Annotated in this window: 18 protein-coding genes and 1 pseudogene; 14 read left to right on the forward strand and 5 right to left on the reverse strand. The window is 61.2% G+C overall.

Translation table 11 applies throughout. From position 1 onward, the window contains the following. Positions 1 to 49: 49 nt before the first annotated feature. The gene (gene ltnD, locus QN219_RS28930) at positions 50 to 979 is read right to left on the reverse strand and encodes an L-threonate dehydrogenase (protein WP_284003773.1); all 930 of its coding nucleotides are present in this window, start codon (positions 977 to 979) and stop codon (positions 50 to 52) included. Positions 980 to 1,192: 213 nt separating this feature from the next. Here ltnD and QN219_RS28935 point away from each other — a divergent pair, with 213 nt between their 5' ends. The 9 genes from QN219_RS28935 (at position 1,193) to QN219_RS28975 (ending at position 10,199) form a co-directional block, all read left to right on the forward strand. Next, positions 1,193 to 2,170, forward strand: coding sequence for a LacI family DNA-binding transcriptional regulator (locus QN219_RS28935; protein WP_284003866.1), 978 nt, complete (start codon positions 1,193 to 1,195; stop codon positions 2,168 to 2,170). A 15-nt stretch (positions 2,171 to 2,185) separates the two neighbouring features. Further along, on the forward strand, positions 2,186 to 2,863 hold the full coding sequence (locus tag QN219_RS28940) for an aldolase (RefSeq protein WP_284003775.1): 678 nt from the start codon (positions 2,186 to 2,188) through the stop codon (positions 2,861 to 2,863). Positions 2,864 to 3,052: 189 nt separating this feature from the next. Further along, positions 3,053 to 3,829 (forward strand): FadR/GntR family transcriptional regulator, encoded by a 777-nt coding sequence (locus tag QN219_RS28945; protein WP_284003777.1) that lies wholly within the window; start codon positions 3,053 to 3,055, stop codon positions 3,827 to 3,829. Between the two features lie 41 nt (positions 3,830 to 3,870). Further along, on the forward strand, positions 3,871 to 4,854 hold the full coding sequence (gene denD / locus QN219_RS28950) for a D-erythronate dehydrogenase (protein WP_284003778.1): 984 nt from the start codon (positions 3,871 to 3,873) through the stop codon (positions 4,852 to 4,854). 1 nt (position 4,855) lies between these two features. Further along, entirely contained in the window at positions 4,856 to 5,632 is a 777-nt protein-coding gene (locus QN219_RS28955; RefSeq protein ID WP_284003780.1) for an SDR family oxidoreductase, read from the forward strand. Between the two features lie 84 nt (positions 5,633 to 5,716). Beyond that, positions 5,717 to 6,784 (forward strand): sn-glycerol-3-phosphate ABC transporter ATP-binding protein UgpC, encoded by a 1,068-nt coding sequence (locus QN219_RS28960; protein ID WP_284003782.1) that lies wholly within the window; start codon positions 5,717 to 5,719, stop codon positions 6,782 to 6,784. A 154-nt stretch (positions 6,785 to 6,938) separates the two neighbouring features. Further along, a complete protein-coding gene (locus tag QN219_RS28965) occupies positions 6,939 to 8,255 on the forward strand; it encodes an ABC transporter substrate-binding protein (protein ID WP_284003784.1) in 1,317 nt (438 codons plus the stop codon). A 98-nt stretch (positions 8,256 to 8,353) separates the two neighbouring features. Beyond that, positions 8,354 to 9,286, forward strand: a complete 933-nt coding sequence (locus QN219_RS28970) for a sugar ABC transporter permease (protein ID WP_284003787.1) — start codon at positions 8,354 to 8,356, stop codon at positions 9,284 to 9,286. A gap of 13 nt (positions 9,287 to 9,299) precedes the next feature. After that, entirely contained in the window at positions 9,300 to 10,199 is a 900-nt protein-coding gene (locus tag QN219_RS28975; RefSeq protein ID WP_284003790.1) for a carbohydrate ABC transporter permease, read from the forward strand. Positions 10,200 to 10,456: 257 nt separating this feature from the next. Here QN219_RS28975 and QN219_RS28980 read toward each other — a convergent pair whose 3' ends face one another. Then, positions 10,457 to 10,588 (reverse strand): hypothetical protein, encoded by a 132-nt coding sequence (locus tag QN219_RS28980; protein ID WP_282438641.1) that lies wholly within the window; start codon positions 10,586 to 10,588, stop codon positions 10,457 to 10,459. 261 nt (positions 10,589 to 10,849) lie between these two features. On the opposite strand from QN219_RS28980, the gene QN219_RS28985 reads away from it, so the two are divergent. Beyond that, positions 10,850 to 11,908, forward strand: a complete 1,059-nt coding sequence (locus QN219_RS28985; RefSeq protein ID WP_284003792.1) for a capsular biosynthesis protein — start codon at positions 10,850 to 10,852, stop codon at positions 11,906 to 11,908. Between the two features lie 80 nt (positions 11,909 to 11,988). Here QN219_RS28985 and QN219_RS28990 read toward each other — a convergent pair whose 3' ends face one another. Together QN219_RS28990 and QN219_RS28995 are read right to left on the reverse strand one after the other, a co-directional pair. Next, positions 11,989 to 12,132 carry a hypothetical protein gene (locus QN219_RS28990; protein ID WP_284003794.1) on the reverse strand — a complete coding sequence of 48 codons (144 nt, stop codon included), beginning with the start codon at positions 12,130 to 12,132 and terminating at the stop codon, positions 11,989 to 11,991. Positions 12,133 to 12,260: 128 nt separating this feature from the next. Further along, positions 12,261 to 13,328: an ROK family protein gene (locus QN219_RS28995; protein ID WP_284003796.1), complete on the reverse strand. Its 1,068-nt coding sequence runs from the start codon at positions 13,326 to 13,328 to the stop codon at positions 12,261 to 12,263. Between the two features lie 97 nt (positions 13,329 to 13,425). Here QN219_RS28995 and QN219_RS29000 point away from each other — a divergent pair, with 97 nt between their 5' ends. Continuing rightward, a complete protein-coding gene (locus tag QN219_RS29000) occupies positions 13,426 to 13,680 on the forward strand; it encodes an invasion associated locus B family protein (protein WP_284003868.1) in 255 nt (84 codons plus the stop codon). 13 nt (positions 13,681 to 13,693) lie between these two features. Here the strand turns inward: QN219_RS29000 and QN219_RS29005 are convergent. Continuing rightward, positions 13,694 to 14,106: pseudogene (locus QN219_RS29005) on the reverse strand (helix-turn-helix domain-containing protein). Between the two features lie 516 nt (positions 14,107 to 14,622). Here QN219_RS29005 and QN219_RS29010 point away from each other — a divergent pair. The 3 genes from QN219_RS29010 (at position 14,623) to otsA (ending at position 17,431) form a co-directional block, all read left to right on the forward strand. Beyond that, positions 14,623 to 14,943: a hypothetical protein gene (locus tag QN219_RS29010; protein WP_284003798.1), complete on the forward strand. Its 321-nt coding sequence runs from the start codon at positions 14,623 to 14,625 to the stop codon at positions 14,941 to 14,943. Between the two features lie 180 nt (positions 14,944 to 15,123). Beyond that, entirely contained in the window at positions 15,124 to 15,921 is a 798-nt protein-coding gene (otsB, locus tag QN219_RS29015) for a trehalose-phosphatase (protein WP_284003800.1), read from the forward strand. A gap of 64 nt (positions 15,922 to 15,985) precedes the next feature. Continuing rightward, entirely contained in the window at positions 15,986 to 17,431 is a 1,446-nt protein-coding gene (gene otsA / locus QN219_RS29020) for an alpha,alpha-trehalose-phosphate synthase (UDP-forming) (RefSeq protein WP_284003802.1), read from the forward strand. Positions 17,432 to 17,481: the final 50 nt, after the last annotated feature.

The following is a 17,481-nucleotide window of genomic DNA, read 5'->3' on the forward strand; positions in this document are numbered from 1 at the left end:
CGTTGAACATCAGCGTCAGGTTGGCGGCAAAGGCCGGCATTTTCGCGTCCTATTCGTTCTCTGAGTTGGAGCCGGGCAGCACCGCACCTGAAAGCTGGGCGTAGAGCCGGGCGAGGGAAGCATCGTCGTCGCGTCCCATGCCCGCGCCGGCCGCAGCGAGATACATCTGCAGCGCCGCGGCCGCGAGCGGCACTGGGTAGCGCTCCGACCGGGCCATGTCCTGGACGATGCCGAGGTCCTTGACGAAGATGTCGATGGCGCTCCGGGGCGTGTAGTCTCCGGCAAGCACATGCGGCACGCGGTTTTCGAACATCCAGGAATTGCCGGCGGATGCGGTGATCACCTCATAGACCTTGCCGAGATCGAGCCCCTGCTTGGCGGCGAAGCTTATCGCTTCGCAGGCGGCTGCGATATGGACGCCGGCAAGAAGCTGGTTGATCATCTTGAAGGCGGCTCCGGTCCCCGCCGTGTCTCCCAGTTCGTAGACTTTGGCCGCCATGGCATCGAGGGCCGGGCGTGCCGTTTCGAACGCCGCTTTCGAACCGGACGCCATGATTGTCAGTTCGCCGCCGGCCGCCTTTGCCGCACCCCCGGAAATCGGCGCGTCGAGATAGTGGAACCCAAGCGCCTCGGCCCGTCGCGACAGTTCCCTTGCGACGGCCGGATCCATCGTTGCCGAGGAAATGAACACCGCGCCGGGCTTGATCGCGCCGGCAATCCCCTCGGGGCCGAACAATATCGCCTCGGTCTGCGCAGCGTTCACAACCACGGAGACGATGATATCGGCTCCTCGCGCCGCTTCGGCCGCTGTGCCCGCGCCGCGGCCGCCTTCGGCGACGAACCGTTCGACCGCAACTGGCATGATATCGTAGCCGACAACGTCGAGGCCCGCACGTTTCATCGACCGGGCCATGCCGAACCCCATCGAGCCGATGCCGATCACGGCGGCAAGCGCCGTATTTTCTGGGTGCGATGACATGGCGACATGCTCCAATCGAGGTAGGAGGCTGCGATGTTCCGGTAGCCTCTTTCGGCGCCGGCAGCTCTTTTTAGTTCGTTTTGGCAGCGCTGCCAAATTGAAATTGGTAGCGCTGCCAAAAAATCTTGCTATTGATTTGGGCAAGAAATGCAGAGCGGCAATCTTGTTGGAAGGCACGTTTTGAACGTGAACCCGGAAACCAGGCACCAGACCATGGTGACGCTTGCAAAGGTCGCCGAAGCGGCCGGCGTCGGCGAGAGCACGGTTTCGCGCGTTCTGCGAAACCATGGGTCGTTCTCGCGCAAGACGAGGGACCGGGTGATGGAAGCGGTCGAACGGCTCGGCTACGTTCCGAACCGGATCGCCGGAACGCTGGCTTCCGCCGGATCGCGTCTCGTCGCGCTTGTCATTCCGTCGCTGACGAACATCGTGTTCGCCGATGTGTTGCGCGGCGCGAGCGGTGTATTGGAGGAAAACCAGCACCAGGCCGTTTTTTCCGTGACCGATTACGATCCGGAAAAGGAGGAGGCGCTGGTTGCCGCGATGCTTGCCTGGCGGCCGACGGCGGTGATGCTGGCCGGCTTCGAGCACACCGAGGGCACGGTGAAGATTCTGCGGGCGAGCGGGTGCCGTGTGGTGGAATTGCTTGATCTCGACGGTAGGGCACTGGACCTTGCGGTCGGCTTTTCGAATCGGGCGGCCGGAGCCGCCTCGGCCGATTTTCTGTTGAGACGCGGTTATCGCCGGATCGGCTATGTCGGTCACGATCCCGACCGTGACACCCGCGCCGCGAAGCGCTTTGCCGGCTTCCGAGAGACGCTGGGCGCCGCCGGGGTTCCACTCGTCGACACTGAAATTCACGCCGGCGCCTCCTCGGTGGAAAACGGACGATCGGGGCTGGAGCGGCTGCTGGCAAGGACGCCCGACCTTGATGCAGTCTATTTCTCGAATGACGATATGGCGCTTGGAGGCTATTTCCATTGTCTGGCGCACGGCATTCCGATCCCCGCGCGCCTCGCGCTTTTCGGCCATAACGGTCTCGACATTGGCCGGGTTACACCGCAGCCGCTCTCGACCATCCGCACGCCCCGGGTTGCGACCGGGCGGGTGGCGGCGGAACTCGTTGTCGCAGATGCACCGTCGCAGGTCGTCGACCTCGGCTTTGAGTTGATCGAAGGGGCGACCACCTGACAGAAAGGGATTGCGATGTCCGAGAACCGTCTGCGCGAGGAAATCTGCCGATACGGGCGATCGCTTTTCGAGCGGGGCCTGACGCCCGGTTCCTCCGGCAATATTTCGCTCAGGCTCGATGATGGTGGCTGGCTGGTGACGCCCACCAACGCTTCGCTCGGCTTTCTCGATCCCTCCCGCATTTCCCGGCTCGACGCCACGGGACAACTCATCGCCGGCGACAAGCCGACCAAGGAAATTCGGCTTCACTCCGCCCTTTACGAGTCGCGCGGCAGCGCCCGCGCAATCGTCCACCTCCATTCCACCCATGCGGTGGCGCTCACCATGCTGCCGGAGATCGATCCGCGCGCCGCACTGCCGCCGATGACGCCCTATTATCTGATGCGCGCTGGTGAAACCGCTCTCGTACCCTACTATCGCCCCGGCGACCCGGCGGTTGCCGATGCGATCCGCGGACTTGCAGGCAAGTACTCGTCGGTGCTGCTTGCCAATCACGGTCCGGTGGTGGCGGGCGACAGCCTTGAGGCGGCGGTTTTCGCCACCGAGGAACTGGAGGAAACGGCGAAGCTCTATCTTCTGCTGCGCAATCTCAATCCGCGCTATCTCAGTCCGGAGCAGGTCGCTGACCTTGCGAAAACCTTCGAGCTCGACCTGCCTTCCCTTGATGGTCATGAAGGGCATGATCACGACTGAGCCGTACTGGTCCGCAGGCCGGTCTTTGGCCGGAAGAGTCATCCGAACTGCTATGCGCCGCACAAGAAGCACATACATTTTTGGTGCGGTGCCGCGACGAACTGGCCTTGACCGCGTCTTCATATGAGATGTCTATTCGTATTACTGATCCGGTGGACCAACCAGTAGATCAGTAGGAGGCGTGGCGCAGTGAACGGCAGTCCCATACTCACGCAAATGCCAAAGGTCGGGCGGAGTCTCGAACGCCGCACGGCGCGTGACGTGATTGCCGATAAGCTGATGGTTCTCGTCGCGACCAACATGTTGCGTCCGGGCGACGAACTTCCCGGCGAGCGGGAACTCGCCAACGTGCTCCATGTCAGCCGTGAGACCGTTCGCGGCGCTATCCAGACGCTTGCGGCACGCGGGATCATCGAGGTCTCGCAAGGCAGCCGCAGCCGCGTCGCCAATGTCGACCTCAGCGACGTGACCGTGACGATCGCCTCGCCGAACGCCATCGACAGCTATGATCTCGAGGCAGTTCATGCCGCAAGGCTGCATATCGAGCTGAAGGTCGTCGGCGACGCTGCCGAAAACATCGACGACGACACGTTGCGCAAGCTGGAGACCCTGCTCGAAGCGCAGCGCCTCGGCGGCGACGACGCCATGCGATTCCTCATCTGCGACCGTGAATTCCACGTGGCGATCTATCGGGCTTGCGGCAATCCGCTGCTCTCCGACTTCGTCACAGACCTCTACACCTACATGATGAACTACCGCCGTAGCGCCATGTCTCGACCCGGTGCGATAGAGGCGAGCTACAAGGATCACAGTGATATCGTGGAAGCGCTCGCACGGCGCGACCGCGAAGCCGTCGTCGCGGCGTTTCGCCATCATCTCATGCGAATCTATGAGACGACGAAAGAACTGCTCGCAGAGGTCGGGCGAACGGAAAGAAGCATGGGCAAGGGCGGAAAAACACGCTGAACCCGGAAGGGTTCGGGGATCGAACGGGAGGTTCGCCGCGAATGCATGTCATGGTCATAGGTGCGGCCGGAATGATCGGCCGCAAACTGGTCGAGAAACTCGCCGCTGAGCCGGACGATCTCGGCTACGACATCGCCAAGCTGACGCTCGCGGACGTCATCGAGCCGTCGGTTCCGCCTGGGCTTGCCTCGATTTCGAAGACGCTCGCGCTCGACCTTTCGTCGCAAGGGATAGCGGCGCGGCTCATTGCATCGCGACCTGACGTGATCTTCCATCTGGCAGCGATCGTCTCCGGCGAGGCGGAGGCGGATTTCGACAAAGGCTACCGCGTCAATCTCGACGGCACGCGAGCGCTCTTCGAGGCTATTCGCCATGAAAGCCGCAATGAAGCCTATTTCCCACGCCTCCTCTTCGCCTCGTCCATTGCCGTCTTCGGCCAGCCTTTCCCCGAGAAGATCGGCGACGAGTTCTTCACGGCGCCGCTGACGAGCTACGGCACACAGAAAGCCATCTGCGAATTGCTGCTCGCCGACTATACGCGCCGCGGCATCTTCGACGGCATCGGTATCCGCCTGCCGACCATCTGCATCCGGCCGGGCAAGCCCAACAAGGCGGCGTCAGGCTTCTTCTCGAACATTCTGCGCGAGCCGCTTGTCGGGCAGGAAGCGGTCTTGCCGGTGGACGAGAGCGTCCGCCACTGGTTCGCAAGCCCGCGCTCGGCGATCGGTTTCTTCGTCCATGCGGCGCGCATGGACACTGCGAAGATCGGGCCACGGCGCAACCTGACCATGCCGGGCCTGTCGGCGCTGGTCGGCGAGGAAATCGCGGCCCTCGGGCGGGTTGCCGGCGAGAAGGCCGTGCGCCTTATCCGCCGCGAACCGGATCCCGTCATCTCCTCGATCGTCGGCGGCTGGGCCACTGATTTCGACGCCCGCCGTGCGCGCGAGCTCGGTTTTACGGCAGAAAACAACTTCGACGAGATCATCCGGATCCACATCGAGGACGAACTCGGAGGAAAGATCTGACATGGCTCAAGGCACGAGAACTGGCGAAGGCAAGATCGCGCTGGTGACGGGCGGCGGTACAGGCGTTGGGCGCGGTATTGCGCAGGCGCTGAGCAATGAAGGCTACGTGGTCGTCATCACCGGCCGCCGGTCGGATGTGCTGGCCGCAGCCGCGAGAGAGATTGCGGCGGCGAGCGGTGGCGTCGTTCGGGCGGTTGCCTGCGATGTCGGCGACCCGGGCGAGGTCAAGGACCTGTTCGATGCAGTGCGGGCAGAGTTCGGCCGGCTTGATCTGCTCGTCAACAATGCCGGCACGAATGTGCCGCCGGTTCCGCTGGAAGAGGTGACCTTCGAGCAATGGAGCGCCATCGTCGCGGCGAACCTGACGGGAGCCTTCCTTTGCACGCAACAGGCATTTCGGCTGATGAAGGCGCAGGAGCCGCGCGGCGGAAGGATCATCAACAACGGGTCGATTTCCGCAAGCACGCCGAGGCCGAATTCCGCCCCCTATACCGCGACCAAACACGCGATCACGGGGCTGACGAAATCCACGGCGCTCGATGGGCGAGTTCATGACATCGCATGCGGCCAGATCGATATCGGCAATGCGGCGACAGACATGACGCAGAAGATGGGCACGGGCGTGATCCAGGCCAATGGCGAGATTGCGGCCGAACCGACCATCCCCGTCGCGCATGTCGCCGAGGCCGTCGTCTACATGGCGAGCCTGCCGCTGACGGCCAACGTGCTGACCATGACCGTCATGGCGACGAAAATGCCGTTGGTTGGCAGGGGGTAGGAGAATTCAAGAGGTTGCGTGAGAACGGGTAGGGGAACGACCGGACCGCGCGATCAGCATGGGCAGATACTGGGAGGAACGCATATGGCAGCCGTAGACTTCGTCGATGTCAGAAAATCGTTCGGTGCCTTTCCCGTCATCAAGGGCGTGAATATCGAAATCGAGGACGGCGAATTCGTTATTCTCGTCGGTCCTTCCGGCTGCGGGAAATCCACGCTGCTGCGGATGCTGGCGGGACTCGAGAACATCTCCGCGGGCGAAATCCGCATCGGCGACCGGGTCGTGAATTCGCTGCCGCCGAAGGACCGCGACATTGCCATGGTGTTCCAGAACTATGCGCTCTATCCGCATATGACGGTCGCGGACAACATGGCCTTCTCGCTGATGCTCGCCGGTTCGTCCAAGGCGGATATCGACAAGCGCGTCGGCGCGGCGGCGGAGATCCTCGGCCTGTCGAAGCTGCTCGATCGCTACCCGCGCCAGCTTTCCGGCGGCCAGCGCCAGCGCGTGGCCATGGGCCGGGCGATCGTGCGCGACCCGCAGGTATTTCTCTTCGACGAACCGCTTTCGAACCTCGATGCGAAACTGCGCGTGGCCATGCGCGCAGAGATCAAGGAACTGCATCAGCGCCTGAAAACCACCACGGTCTACGTCACTCACGACCAGATCGAGGCGATGACGATGGCCGACAAGATCGTCGTCATGCATGACGGCATCGTCGAGCAGATCGGCGCACCGCTCGATCTCTATGACAACCCGGCCAATCTTTTTGTCGCCGGTTTCATCGGCTCGCCGGCGATGAACATGATCAAGGGCAGGCTCGATCCGGCGAATGCCAACGCATTCCTCACGGAGGACGGAACGGCGCTGCCGGTGGCGCGCCCGTCCGCCGCCGCAAGCGGACGCGAGCTCGTCTATGGTCTCAGGCCCGAATACATGGCGCTGGACCCGAACGGCCTGCCCGCCGAGATCGTGGTGATCGAGCCGACCGGCTATGAGACGCAGATGATCGTCCGGCTCGGCGGCAACGATGTCACCTGCGTCTTCCGTGAAAGGGTGACCGCCAGGCCCGGCGAGACGATCCGTCTTTCGATCGACGCCGCGCATGTTCACCTGTTCGACGCCGAGAGCGGGCGACGCTTGTTCGGTTGATGCTGCGCTGAGAGGCAACCGGGGGGAAGAGGAGCCTCCGGTCTTGATCGCGCGGAGATGTCCGGCAGGGGCTGGGCATCATTGCCGCCGCATTCGCCAAGCGGGACGGTGAATGCCGGGAAGGACGTGCTCCCGCTTTTCAAGGAGGAGTATCATGCCAATAAAGAGACGTGACTTTCTCGCAGCCTCCGCTGCTCTCGCCGGTGTCGCCGGCCTTTCGCCACTCGGCATCCGACCGTCCTTCGCGCAAGCCGCTGAGCCGAGCTACAAGCCGGAGGAAGGCGCGAGCCTTCGGCTTCTGCGCTGGACGCCTTTCGTCAAGGGCGACGAGGATGCCTGGCTCGCCAATACCGCGAAGTTCACCGAAGCGACCGGCGTCGAGGTCCGCATCGACAAGGAAAGCTGGGAGGATATACGGCCCAAGGCAGCGGTCGCCGCGAATGTCGGCTCCGGACCCGACATGATCATGTGCTGGTTCGACGATGCGCATCAATATCCGGACAAGCTCGTCGACCTGACGGAACTGGCGAATTATCTCGGCGGCAAGTATGGCGGCTGGTACGACGGCGTGAAGGGCTATGCGAGCCGCGGCGACCAGTTCATCGCCATGCCGCTGACGGCGATCGGCAACGCTATCTGCTATCGCGACAGCCACATGAAAGCGGCAGGGTTCAGCGAATTCCCGAAGGACACGGCCGGCTTCCTCGAACTCTGCAAGGCCATGAAAGCCAAGGGAACGCCGGCCGGCTTCCCGCATGGCAAGGCTGTCGGCGACGGCAACAACTACGCCCACTGGCTGCTCTGGAGCCATGGCGGCAAGATGGTCGACGAGAGCGGCAAGGTCACCATCAACAGCCCCGAGACACTGGCTGCGATCAACTATGCCAAGGCGCTCTACGAGACGTTCATTCCGGGCACCGAAAGCTGGCTCGACATCAACAACAACCGCGCCTTCCTGGCGGGCCAAGTGTCGCTGACGGCCAACGGTGTTTCGCTCTATTATGCGGCAAAGAAGGACCAGGCGCTTGCCGAGGTGGCGGCCGACATCCGCACCACCAACTTCCCCGTCGGCCCGGTCGGCCAGAGCGTCGAGCTTCATCAGACGAGCTCGCTGCTGCTCTTCAGCCACACCAAATATCCGGAGGCGGCGAAGGCCTATATCAAGTTCATGATGGAAGCCGACCAGATGAATGCCTGGATCCAAGGCTCCAGCGCCTATTGCTGTCAGCCCCTGAAGGCCTTTGCCAACAACCCGGTCTGGACGTCAGATCCAATCCACGCGCCCTATGCGCGCGCTTCGGAAACATTGCGTCCGAACGGCTACGCCGGACCACTCGGCTATGCCTCGGCCGGCGTCATGGCGGATTACGTGCTGGTCGACATGTTCGCGACGGCAGTCACCGGGCAGATGACGCCGGAAGACGCCGTCGTCGAGGCCGAACGGCGGGCAAACCGCTACTATCGCGTGTAACCATATCGGGCGGCCCTTGATCGGGCCGCCCAAGACCGGAAAGGCGCCGGCGAGATCTTGCCGGCACTAACTGCGAGATCTTCCGCGGGAGAAGTTCGATGCCCACAGCACCATCCGGAAAGCAGCCATCCGTCATGGCTTCGCTCATGCAGAACAACAACGTGCTCGGCTTCCTGTTCATGCTGCCGGCAGCTGTGTTCCTCGTCTGCTTTCTGACCTATCCGCTCGGGCTCGGCGTCTGGCTCGGATTCACCGATACGCGCATCGGCCGCGACGGCGTCTTCATCGGCCTTGAGAACTACGTCTTCCTGGCCGACGACGCGGTCTTCTGGCTCTCGGTCTTCAACACGCTACTCTACACCTCGGTCGCGTCGATCCTGAAGTTCGTGCTTGGCCTGTGGCTTGCTCTCTTGCTCAATGAGAATCTGCCCTTCAAGTCGTTTTTCCGGGCGATCGTGCTGCTTCCCTGGGTCGTACCGACGGTGCTTTCGGCGCTTGCCTTCTGGTGGATCTACGATTCGCAGTTCTCGATCATCTCCTGGTCGCTGATGCAGCTAGGCCTCATCGACGGACCGATCAACTTCCTAGGCGATCCGACCAATGCCCGGATTTCAGTCATTGCCGCCAACGTCTGGCGCGGCATTCCGTTCGTTGCCATCTCGCTGCTCGCGGGGCTGCAGACGATCCCCGCTTCGCTGCAGGAGGCAGCCTCGCTCGACGGCGCGACCAACTGGCAGCGCTTCCGCTATGTGACTTTGCCGATGCTGACGCCGATCATCGCCGTCGTCATGACCTTCTCGGTTCTCTTCACCTTCACCGATTTCCAGCTCATCTACGTGCTGACCAAGGGCGGGCCGGTGAACGCGACGCATTTGATGGCGACACTTTCCTTCCAGCGCGGCATTCCGGGCGGTCAGCTCGGCGAGGGGGCGGCGATCGCCGTTGCCATGATCCCCTTCCTACTTGCCGCAATCATGTTCAGCTTCTTCGGACTGCAGCGCCGCAAATGGCAGCAGGGCGGCCAGGATTGATAGGAGGCATGCCGTGAACACCACCGCGAAAATCCCGGACGAGGTCCTTACCGACCATGCGGAGGGCATGAGCTATCTCAATCGGCTGCCGCGCCGGATCGTCGTTCTCTACCTGCCGATGGCGGTCTTCGTCTTCGTCCTCCTGTTTCCGTTCTACTGGATGGCGATCACGGCGGTGAAGCCGAATTCGCAACTGACCGATTATAATAACTACAGCCCATTCTGGGTCGTCGGACCGACGCTTGAACACATCAAATATCTGTTCTTCGAGACGTCCTATCCGGGCTGGCTGTGGAACACGATGCTCGTTGCAGTCGGCTCCACAATCCTGTCGCTTGCGGCCTCGGTGTTCGCGGCTTACGCGATCGAGCGGGTGCGCTTCACCGGCTCGCGGCCGGTCGGGCTGATGATCTTCCTCGCCTATCTGGTGCCACCGTCGATCCTCTTCATCCCTCTCGCCTTCATCGTCTTCAAGTTCGGGATTTACGATTCGAGGCTGGCGCTGATCTTCACCTATCCGACCTTTCTCATTCCCTTCTGCACTTGGCTCTTGATGGGCTACTTTCGCTCTATCCCGTTCGAACTGGAGGAGAGCGCACTGGTGGATGGTGCGACGCGCTGGCAGATCCTCGTCAAAATCATCCTGCCGCTCGCCGTGCCCGGTCTGATATCGGCAGGCATCTTTGCCTTCACGCTCTCCTGGAACGAATTCATCTATGCGCTGACATTCATCCAGTCTTCCGAGAACAAGACTGTTCCGGTGGGCGTATTGACCGAGCTGGTGCGCGGCGACGTGTTCGAATGGGGGGCGCTGATGGCGGGTGCGCTGTTCGGCTCGCTGCCCGTCGTCATTCTCTACTCGTTCTTCGTCGACTACTATGTTTCGTCGATGACGGGTGCGGTGAAGGAGTAGAGCGGCATGCTCATGGCCGGCCAATGGCGAATAGCGCTGACTGGGCGAGGCCCGCAGCGATCATCGATCGACGGGGCAGGCCTCTGACCGTCAGCGTTTCCAAACGGCTGGCTAAGATTTACCACCGGGCCGGGAAGGCTGCCATTCGCTAAAAGGGCTTACCCCCGACGTGCGAGCGATAGCACCCAAATGGATGTGCTACTTCTGGCTGCAGCCTCCGATGGGCGATCCCGGCCGCACGCGACGAACCTCAGTCGTCAGAGGGTGCCACCCATCCATTCAACTGCGGCGATTGCTGAGCCGAGCAAAATAACCGGCACCGAGAGGGCGCCGAGGAACTTGATCATCTGAATGCGGCGCGAACGTCTGCCATGCCAATCGTAAGCCATCTTTTTAAGCCCCTGACTGCATCCAAGTTCTGCACATATCAAAGCATCAAAGGTGCCGGACGGTCGAGTCCAAAAGTCGTGACACGTCCTTCGGGCGAGTCCGCCAGCGTGGCACACGTGGCCAACACGTGGCAATGCTTCCACTAAATTGCCGCGGCTGCGCAATCCTCGGCCGCTCAGCATTGCGTTTTCGGATCTAAACTGGTTCTTGAATGCACAGTGAAGAAGCGATCGGCGCCGGAGCGCGCTGAGATAAGGTGCTTGGATGAGGTACTTGTGCTAAAGGCGGCGGACAGCTTGCCCGACGTGGTGGACAAGACGTGGCATCCGCCGGACGGGGCGAGGCTCGGCGCGACGTTCTTTGTCCGCCGCGCCTTTCCATGGCTCGGCCACTATTTTGGCGGGGCTCGTCTTGCCTCGACACTCACCCCCGGTATCGACGGAATTGTCTCCTGGGGCGGGCGCATTCCGGCAAAGACCGCAATGGCTGTTGCCCGCTTGCGGCGATTGCCGCATTGGCACCTCGAAGATGGCTTCCTGCGCTCGGTCGGCCTTGGCAAGGACGGAGCCGCACCCGTCTCGATCATAGTCGATGACCGGGCGCTTCCCGTCGACGGCGGGAAGGCGTCGCGCCTGGAGTTGCTGATCGCCACAGCGGCCAGGGGGAACTGGGATCTTCTGGGGGAGCGCATCCGCGCGCGGATGGTCGAGCACAAGCTGTCGAAATACAACAACCTGCCGCACGAACCGCCCTCGATCGAACAGAGCACCCGGAGGCGTATCCTGCTCGTCGACCAGGTTTTTGGCGATGTCTCGGTGGAGCGTGCGCTTGGCAGCCGTCACTCCTTCGACGCGATGCTCGACGATGCCTTGGCAAGCGGCGCGCAATGCGTCGTGCGTACCCACCCGGACGTCATGGCCGGCTACCGAAAAGGCTATATGACCGAGCGTGCCGCGAGGACGCCCGGCGTCATTCTCTTGGCCGACCGCGTGTCCGTCGCTTCAATTCTCGACGTCGTCGACGAGGTATGGACCGTTTCGAGCCAGGTCGGCTTCGATGCCTTGTTGCGAAGGATGCCCGTGCGCTGCTACGCCTTGCCGTTCTACGCGGGATGGGGGCTGACGGACGATCGGGCGAGCGGCGGCGCCGTGACCGCCTTGGCTCGGCGCGCCGGTGCGAGACCCTCCGTCGATCAACTCACGGCTGCAACGCTCGGGCTCTATCCGAGCTACCGCAATCCGGAAAACTGGCAGCCGATGGATGTGTTGGCGGCGATCGATTTCCTGGTCGCGGAGCTCGAGATGGCACGGCGCGGCTAGATCATTACATTGTTTGATTGAAACAGTGACCACTCCCGCCGGCCAACAAGCTGGCGGAATCCGCCCAGCTCGGGGCTTCGTCAATTCTCCCTGACCGAAATACCGTCCTGGCCAATCTTGATCTCGACGCCCGGCTGGCTTTCTTCGCGGTAGACATAGATGCCGAGCCCGATTGCGACTACCGCAAGAACTGCGATGACGAGATAGAGCCCATTCCGGTTCATCCAGTGCGGTCCTTTCGACGATTGGTGTACTCTACCCGCATCTTTCCTCGAACCGAAGCGATCTCGCGTGGGAGAGCTTGGCGACATGACCGGTCCGGAGAGACGCTACCGCTCGCGACGGCAAGCGATCATTCGCGCTTGTTGTTGAAGTGCGCGTTGCCCAGGCCAGTGCCGATCGTCAGAACTCCCCAGCCTGAGACGTCCTGCATGAATGGGATTTGCGAAAGCCCTTGAACGACGGCGTCGTTGTGCATGATCACAAAGGTTTCGTCCTTGCCGATTTGTGGAATGGCCTCCTTGATCGCGGCAGGCAGATTGAAGTGCTCGCTTTCCCAGTTGCCGCCTGGCAGGTTCTGACCTCCGCGCACGATCGATCCATCGGCGGCGATGACGCCGGGGCAGGCCACTCCAATCACGGGTGCCGGTAAAAGGTCGGCCTTATCCGCCTTTGCAATGAGCTCTTCAATCATGCTGATGAGACGTTCGATCGCGGTGGTCCGATTGGGCTTGTCGTCCGCGTGTCGCCATTTGTCTGACTTCCAGACCTTAGCCTTTGAGAGGTCCGCCTCTTCCTTCAAGCGCAGTTCGACTATGCCCACGCGAACATTTGTGCCGCCAATATCAATGGCGAGCATAGCCTTGTGCCCCTTCAGCATCCAAGTCGGCATCAGGTGGGCGGCGCCGATAAGCCCTGCGTCGTCCGGATGGTGGGCGATGGGAGTGAGTTCTATCTTGATGCCTTTGGCCTTTAGCAGGACCATTGCGCGGGCGATTGCGAGTTCACCCACGGCGCTCCCTCCAAAGCCACCGCCGATAACGACACGTTCCGTATTGTTCCAGCTCTTCTGTTGCAGGAATTTGGCAAGAATGCTGGCGAGCTCGCCCGCGAAATCGTCAGCCGCTCCCATAATCAGGGCGGCCGCCTCCTTGTCGTCACTCTTCAGAAGTGCGTCGATCTGCTTTTTCGACAGATCGCCGGTTGGCGTCTTTCCCAGTGGATCGTCGCCCCCCTTGCGCACGCGCCTGCGCCACGCGTCGAGCTTTTCTTGAAAGGCGTATTTGTTGGCCTTGTCGCCCAGGAACCCGTCAGAGCTACGCAGTCCGATATTGTAGTCATCGACGGTGACCGACGGCAGATCGTCGGCACCATGCGTGAGGAGGGCGCCATTTGGCTTCTCATTCGCGGATTTGCCCACGCAACCTCCCGTATGACGATTCACCTGAATTGGATCCGAGACCGGAGTGAGTCCTATAACGTGAGGGGCCGGGCGATGTTCCGACGTCGAGGCCGGGCTGGATGGAACCGCGAATTGCGAATTGCAGATCGACGAGGAACAATCGCTCACGCCATTGCGCTTTGCGACCTGCCTGCCCGCCGCTTGCCTAGTGCCGTTGAGTTTCGATGCCAAGACGGTCGCGGCTCTGCGCACCGGCAAGGCCCTAAAGATCAACGTCCAGGGTGTGGACAAGAAAGAAGTGGGGCTGTCGGTCGCGTTGAAGGGATTGGCTGCGGCTCTCGACAGGCTTGAGGTCCTGGCGGGAGCCTAAGCTCCCGATCAACTCAGGTCCACACTGCGTTGGTGCGTCTTCGTACCAGCCCCGTAGTCGGCTCAATTCCAAGGCTAATCCAATTCCGCATCCGCTCCTTTGCGGTGAGGGTTTCGACCAGGCTGACAAAACGCTTTCTGACTTTCGCGTCGCGAATTCGGTCGAAAGCCCGGTTCAAAACTAGACCCCTTCGCCAGGCAGTCGGTAAGCTCATTGCAGATTCAGCTTGGTGGTCTCGCCGCCGTGACGATCGGACGTGTCCTCGAAGAAGTACCAGGGTGCCACATCGAGTACTTCTGCGATCGCTTGAAGTCGGCTTGCTCCGACCCTATTGATCCCGTTCTCGTACTTCTGCACCTGCTGGAGCGTAATCCCGAGCGCCTTGGCAAGGGCCTCCTGGGTCATCTCGATCCAGAGTCGGCGCATGCGGATCCGGCGGCCTATGTGAATGTCGATGGGATCAGGTTTCTTTCTCTCAGGGGTACGAGTGAACACGCGTTACTCCTGTGTTTGCTGATTTTCGAACCAAGCGTCGCCGGTGAGTGGGGTTCCAGACACCGACCGATCGAGCGCAATGTGTAACGTCCTCCGTCGGCGCACGAGCATCCCTGAAACCGCAGCACGAGCCTCAGGAGCAGGCCCCTGCTGAACGGCGTCGAACAACAGCTCCTGCCACTCCGATCAACTTCGTCGCGAAACTCTTCCCAGTCAGTTGTATACTGCTACAGCGCTCAACTTATGTCTTGTCTTTGCACGCCAACTTTGCTGCTCGTATATTTTCAGCCTTGGGGGTTTGCCTTCGCACTCACCGCCGGTTTCACCGTTCTCATGAGCGGATCCAAGCTCGCGTTCCGACCCGATCTTCCAACGCAGATCGCAAAGAGGCGCGTCGCAATTGCCTTCCTCGAAGGCCAACCCTCCTCGGCGTTGCGAAGCAAGGTGATGACCGAGGGCATGACATCGTTCAACCTTCATTTTACGCTTGATGAGTTCGAGCGTTACATGCGGTCCAACAACAACGAAATCGCCTGGGAGTCTGAAAACGAGCGGTCATTCGTCGTCCGCACAACGCGATCCGATCCGATGACGCAAATTGCGAACGAGGTGCCCTTCCTGATGAAGGTGCGAGAGCCTTCGGAACTACCAACAATCGATCCGGCCTTCGCTTCCGGTGCGGTTGCTGCAATCGCCCTCAATTCCGAAATGGTCGATCCCGCGTTGCGCAAAACCTGCTGTTTCAGATGTAGACCGACATCAGCATGAGGCGGCAAAACGGCGCGCTGTGAACTCGGTAACAGGTCTTCAGATGGCCACACATTGCAGGATGCCGCCCCTCGATCCCCCAGCGCCCGGCCCCCTGGAGCCACCGGCCTTTGGACAGCAAATATCTGCTTCATAAAGCTTAGGGTTGGTCGATCGCCGGCTCTGATGTAAATAGGGGCTATGTCACATCAGAAACAGTTTCTCGGGGCCGCGAAACCGGACGCGGTTTCAGGAGAGGACTTCATTCGCGCCGCTCTGACAACGGATCTGCAGGGCTGGGCTCTGTTCCTCGATATCGATGGGACGTTGCTTGACCTTGCCGAAACGCCGGACGCGGTAGTCGTTCCGCCTTCGCTGCCTGCGAACCTCAATGCTTTGTCGAGAAAACTCGGAGGTGCGCTGGCACTCGTGACCGGTCGCGATCTCGGCTATGCCGAGCAGCTTTTTTCGCCATTTCTTTTTCCAATCGCCGGTCTTCATGGTGCCGAGCGCCGCGATCCGGACGGCCTTGTGCACAAAGCCGCCGACACGTCGGAATTTGAGCGGCTGAAGGCCGATCTTGTCGCCGATACGGCCAACTGGCCCGGGGTTCTAATCGAGGACAAGGGAGCGGCGGTCGCCGCGCACTACCGGCTTGCGCCGGACAGAAAACTCCAGCTTGAGCCGCTGATCGAGCGGGCGTTGATCCGAGCAGGGCCAAACTGGACGATCCAGCATGGCAAGATGGTGATCGAAATCCGTCCAGCCCGCGCCGACAAGGGCGACGCAGTCGAGGCGTTTCTCGCGCAGCCACCTTTTGCCGGGAGACGCGCAATCGCCGTCGGGGATGACGTGACCGACGAAGCGATGTTTCGCACGTCCAACCGGCTCGGCGGCTACTCGATCCGTGTCGGACCGCCGTCGCCTGCGAGCGAAGCGCTCGGCTCCGTTCCCTCTGCCGAGGCTCTGCGCGGCATCCTCGCTGCACTGGTTCCCTGAATATGTGTTGGTCGCCTGAATATTTGAGCACCTGACCTATTTTCTTGCATGAAAGGAGGTCGGCATGGGCCGTCTCGTCGTTGTTTCCAATCGCGTACCTGTTCCGGACAAGGGTGGTATTGCGCCCGCCGGTGGGCTGGCGGTTGCGCTGAAGGTCGCTCTTGAAGAGCATGGCGGCATATGGATGGGCTGGTCGGGGAAATCGAGCGGAGAGCACGAGCCGCAGCCGCTTGCACAGCTACAGCAGGGCAACATTACCTATGCACTGACGGATCTGACCGACACCGATTTTGAGGAGTATTACCAGGGCTTTGCCAATCGGGTTCTTTGGCCGATCTGCCACTACAGGCTTGATCTCGCAGAGTACGGTCGCAAGGAAATGGCCGGATATTTCCGCGTCAATCGCTTCTTCGCCCACCGGCTTGCCCCGCTTGTCAAACCCGATGACGTTATCTGGGTGCACGATTACCACTTGATCCCTCTCGCGGCGGAGCTGCGCCAAATGGGATTGAAGAACCGCATCGGTTTCTTCCTCCACATTCCCTGGCCGCCCGCTGACGTGCTCTTCACGATGCCCGTTCACGAGGAGATCATGCGCGGCCTGTCCCACTACGACGTCGTCGGCTTTCAGACCGATCATGACCTTGAGAACTTCGCCGGCTGTCTCAGGCGGGAAGGCATCGGCGACGAGCTTGGCGAAGGGCGCTTCAGCGCCTATGGCCGCATATTCAAAGGCGGCACCTATCCAATCGGCATTGAGACTGCAGCCTTTGCCGAATTCGCCAAAAAGGCATCGACCAACAAGACGGTCAAAAGAACGCGTGAAAGCATTGGCCACCGCAGTCTGATCATCGGTGTCGATCGCCTCGACTATTCCAAGGGAATCACGCAGCGCATTGACGCGTTCGAGCGCTTCATCCTGGCCAATCCGGCCCAGCATGGGCATGTGACCTATCTACAAATCACGCCGAAGTCCCGCTCCGAAGTGCCGGAGTACGAGGCCATGCAGCGCATGGTCGCCGAACAGGCCGGCAGAGTGAACGGCGCGCTCGGCGCCGTCGATTGGGTGCCGATACGCTATATCAACCGGTCGATAGGCCGCCACATTCTTGCTGGGCTTTACCGGCTTAGCAAAGTTGGCCTCGTGACGCCGCTTCGAGACGGGATGAACCTCGTCGCAAAGGAATATGTGGCCGCACAGGATCCGGAAAATCCCGGCGTGCTTCTGCTTTCGCGTTTCGCCGGAGCTGCTCGCAAGCTAAACGGCGCGCTGCTCGTCAACCCTTACGACGTAGAGGGTACGGCGAATGCCATGGCGCGGGCGCTTGGCATGCCGTTGGAAGAACGGAAGGCGCGCTGGAAGACGATGATGGATCACTTGCTGGAACACGACGTTACGCGCTGGTGCCAGGATTTTCTTGATGATCTAACGGGCATGACGGAATCAGCCTGGTTAGAGCCCCCGGATGGAAGGCAGGCTGAAAAAACTGAAATGAAGACGAGCGAATGAAATTTCTCTCTCAAGACGCACTTCATCCCTGAACTCACCGATCCCGCCGA

It is taken from the genome of Sinorhizobium sp. 8-89 (assembly GCF_030124325.1).
GTDB lineage: Bacteria > Pseudomonadota > Alphaproteobacteria > Rhizobiales > Rhizobiaceae > Sinorhizobium.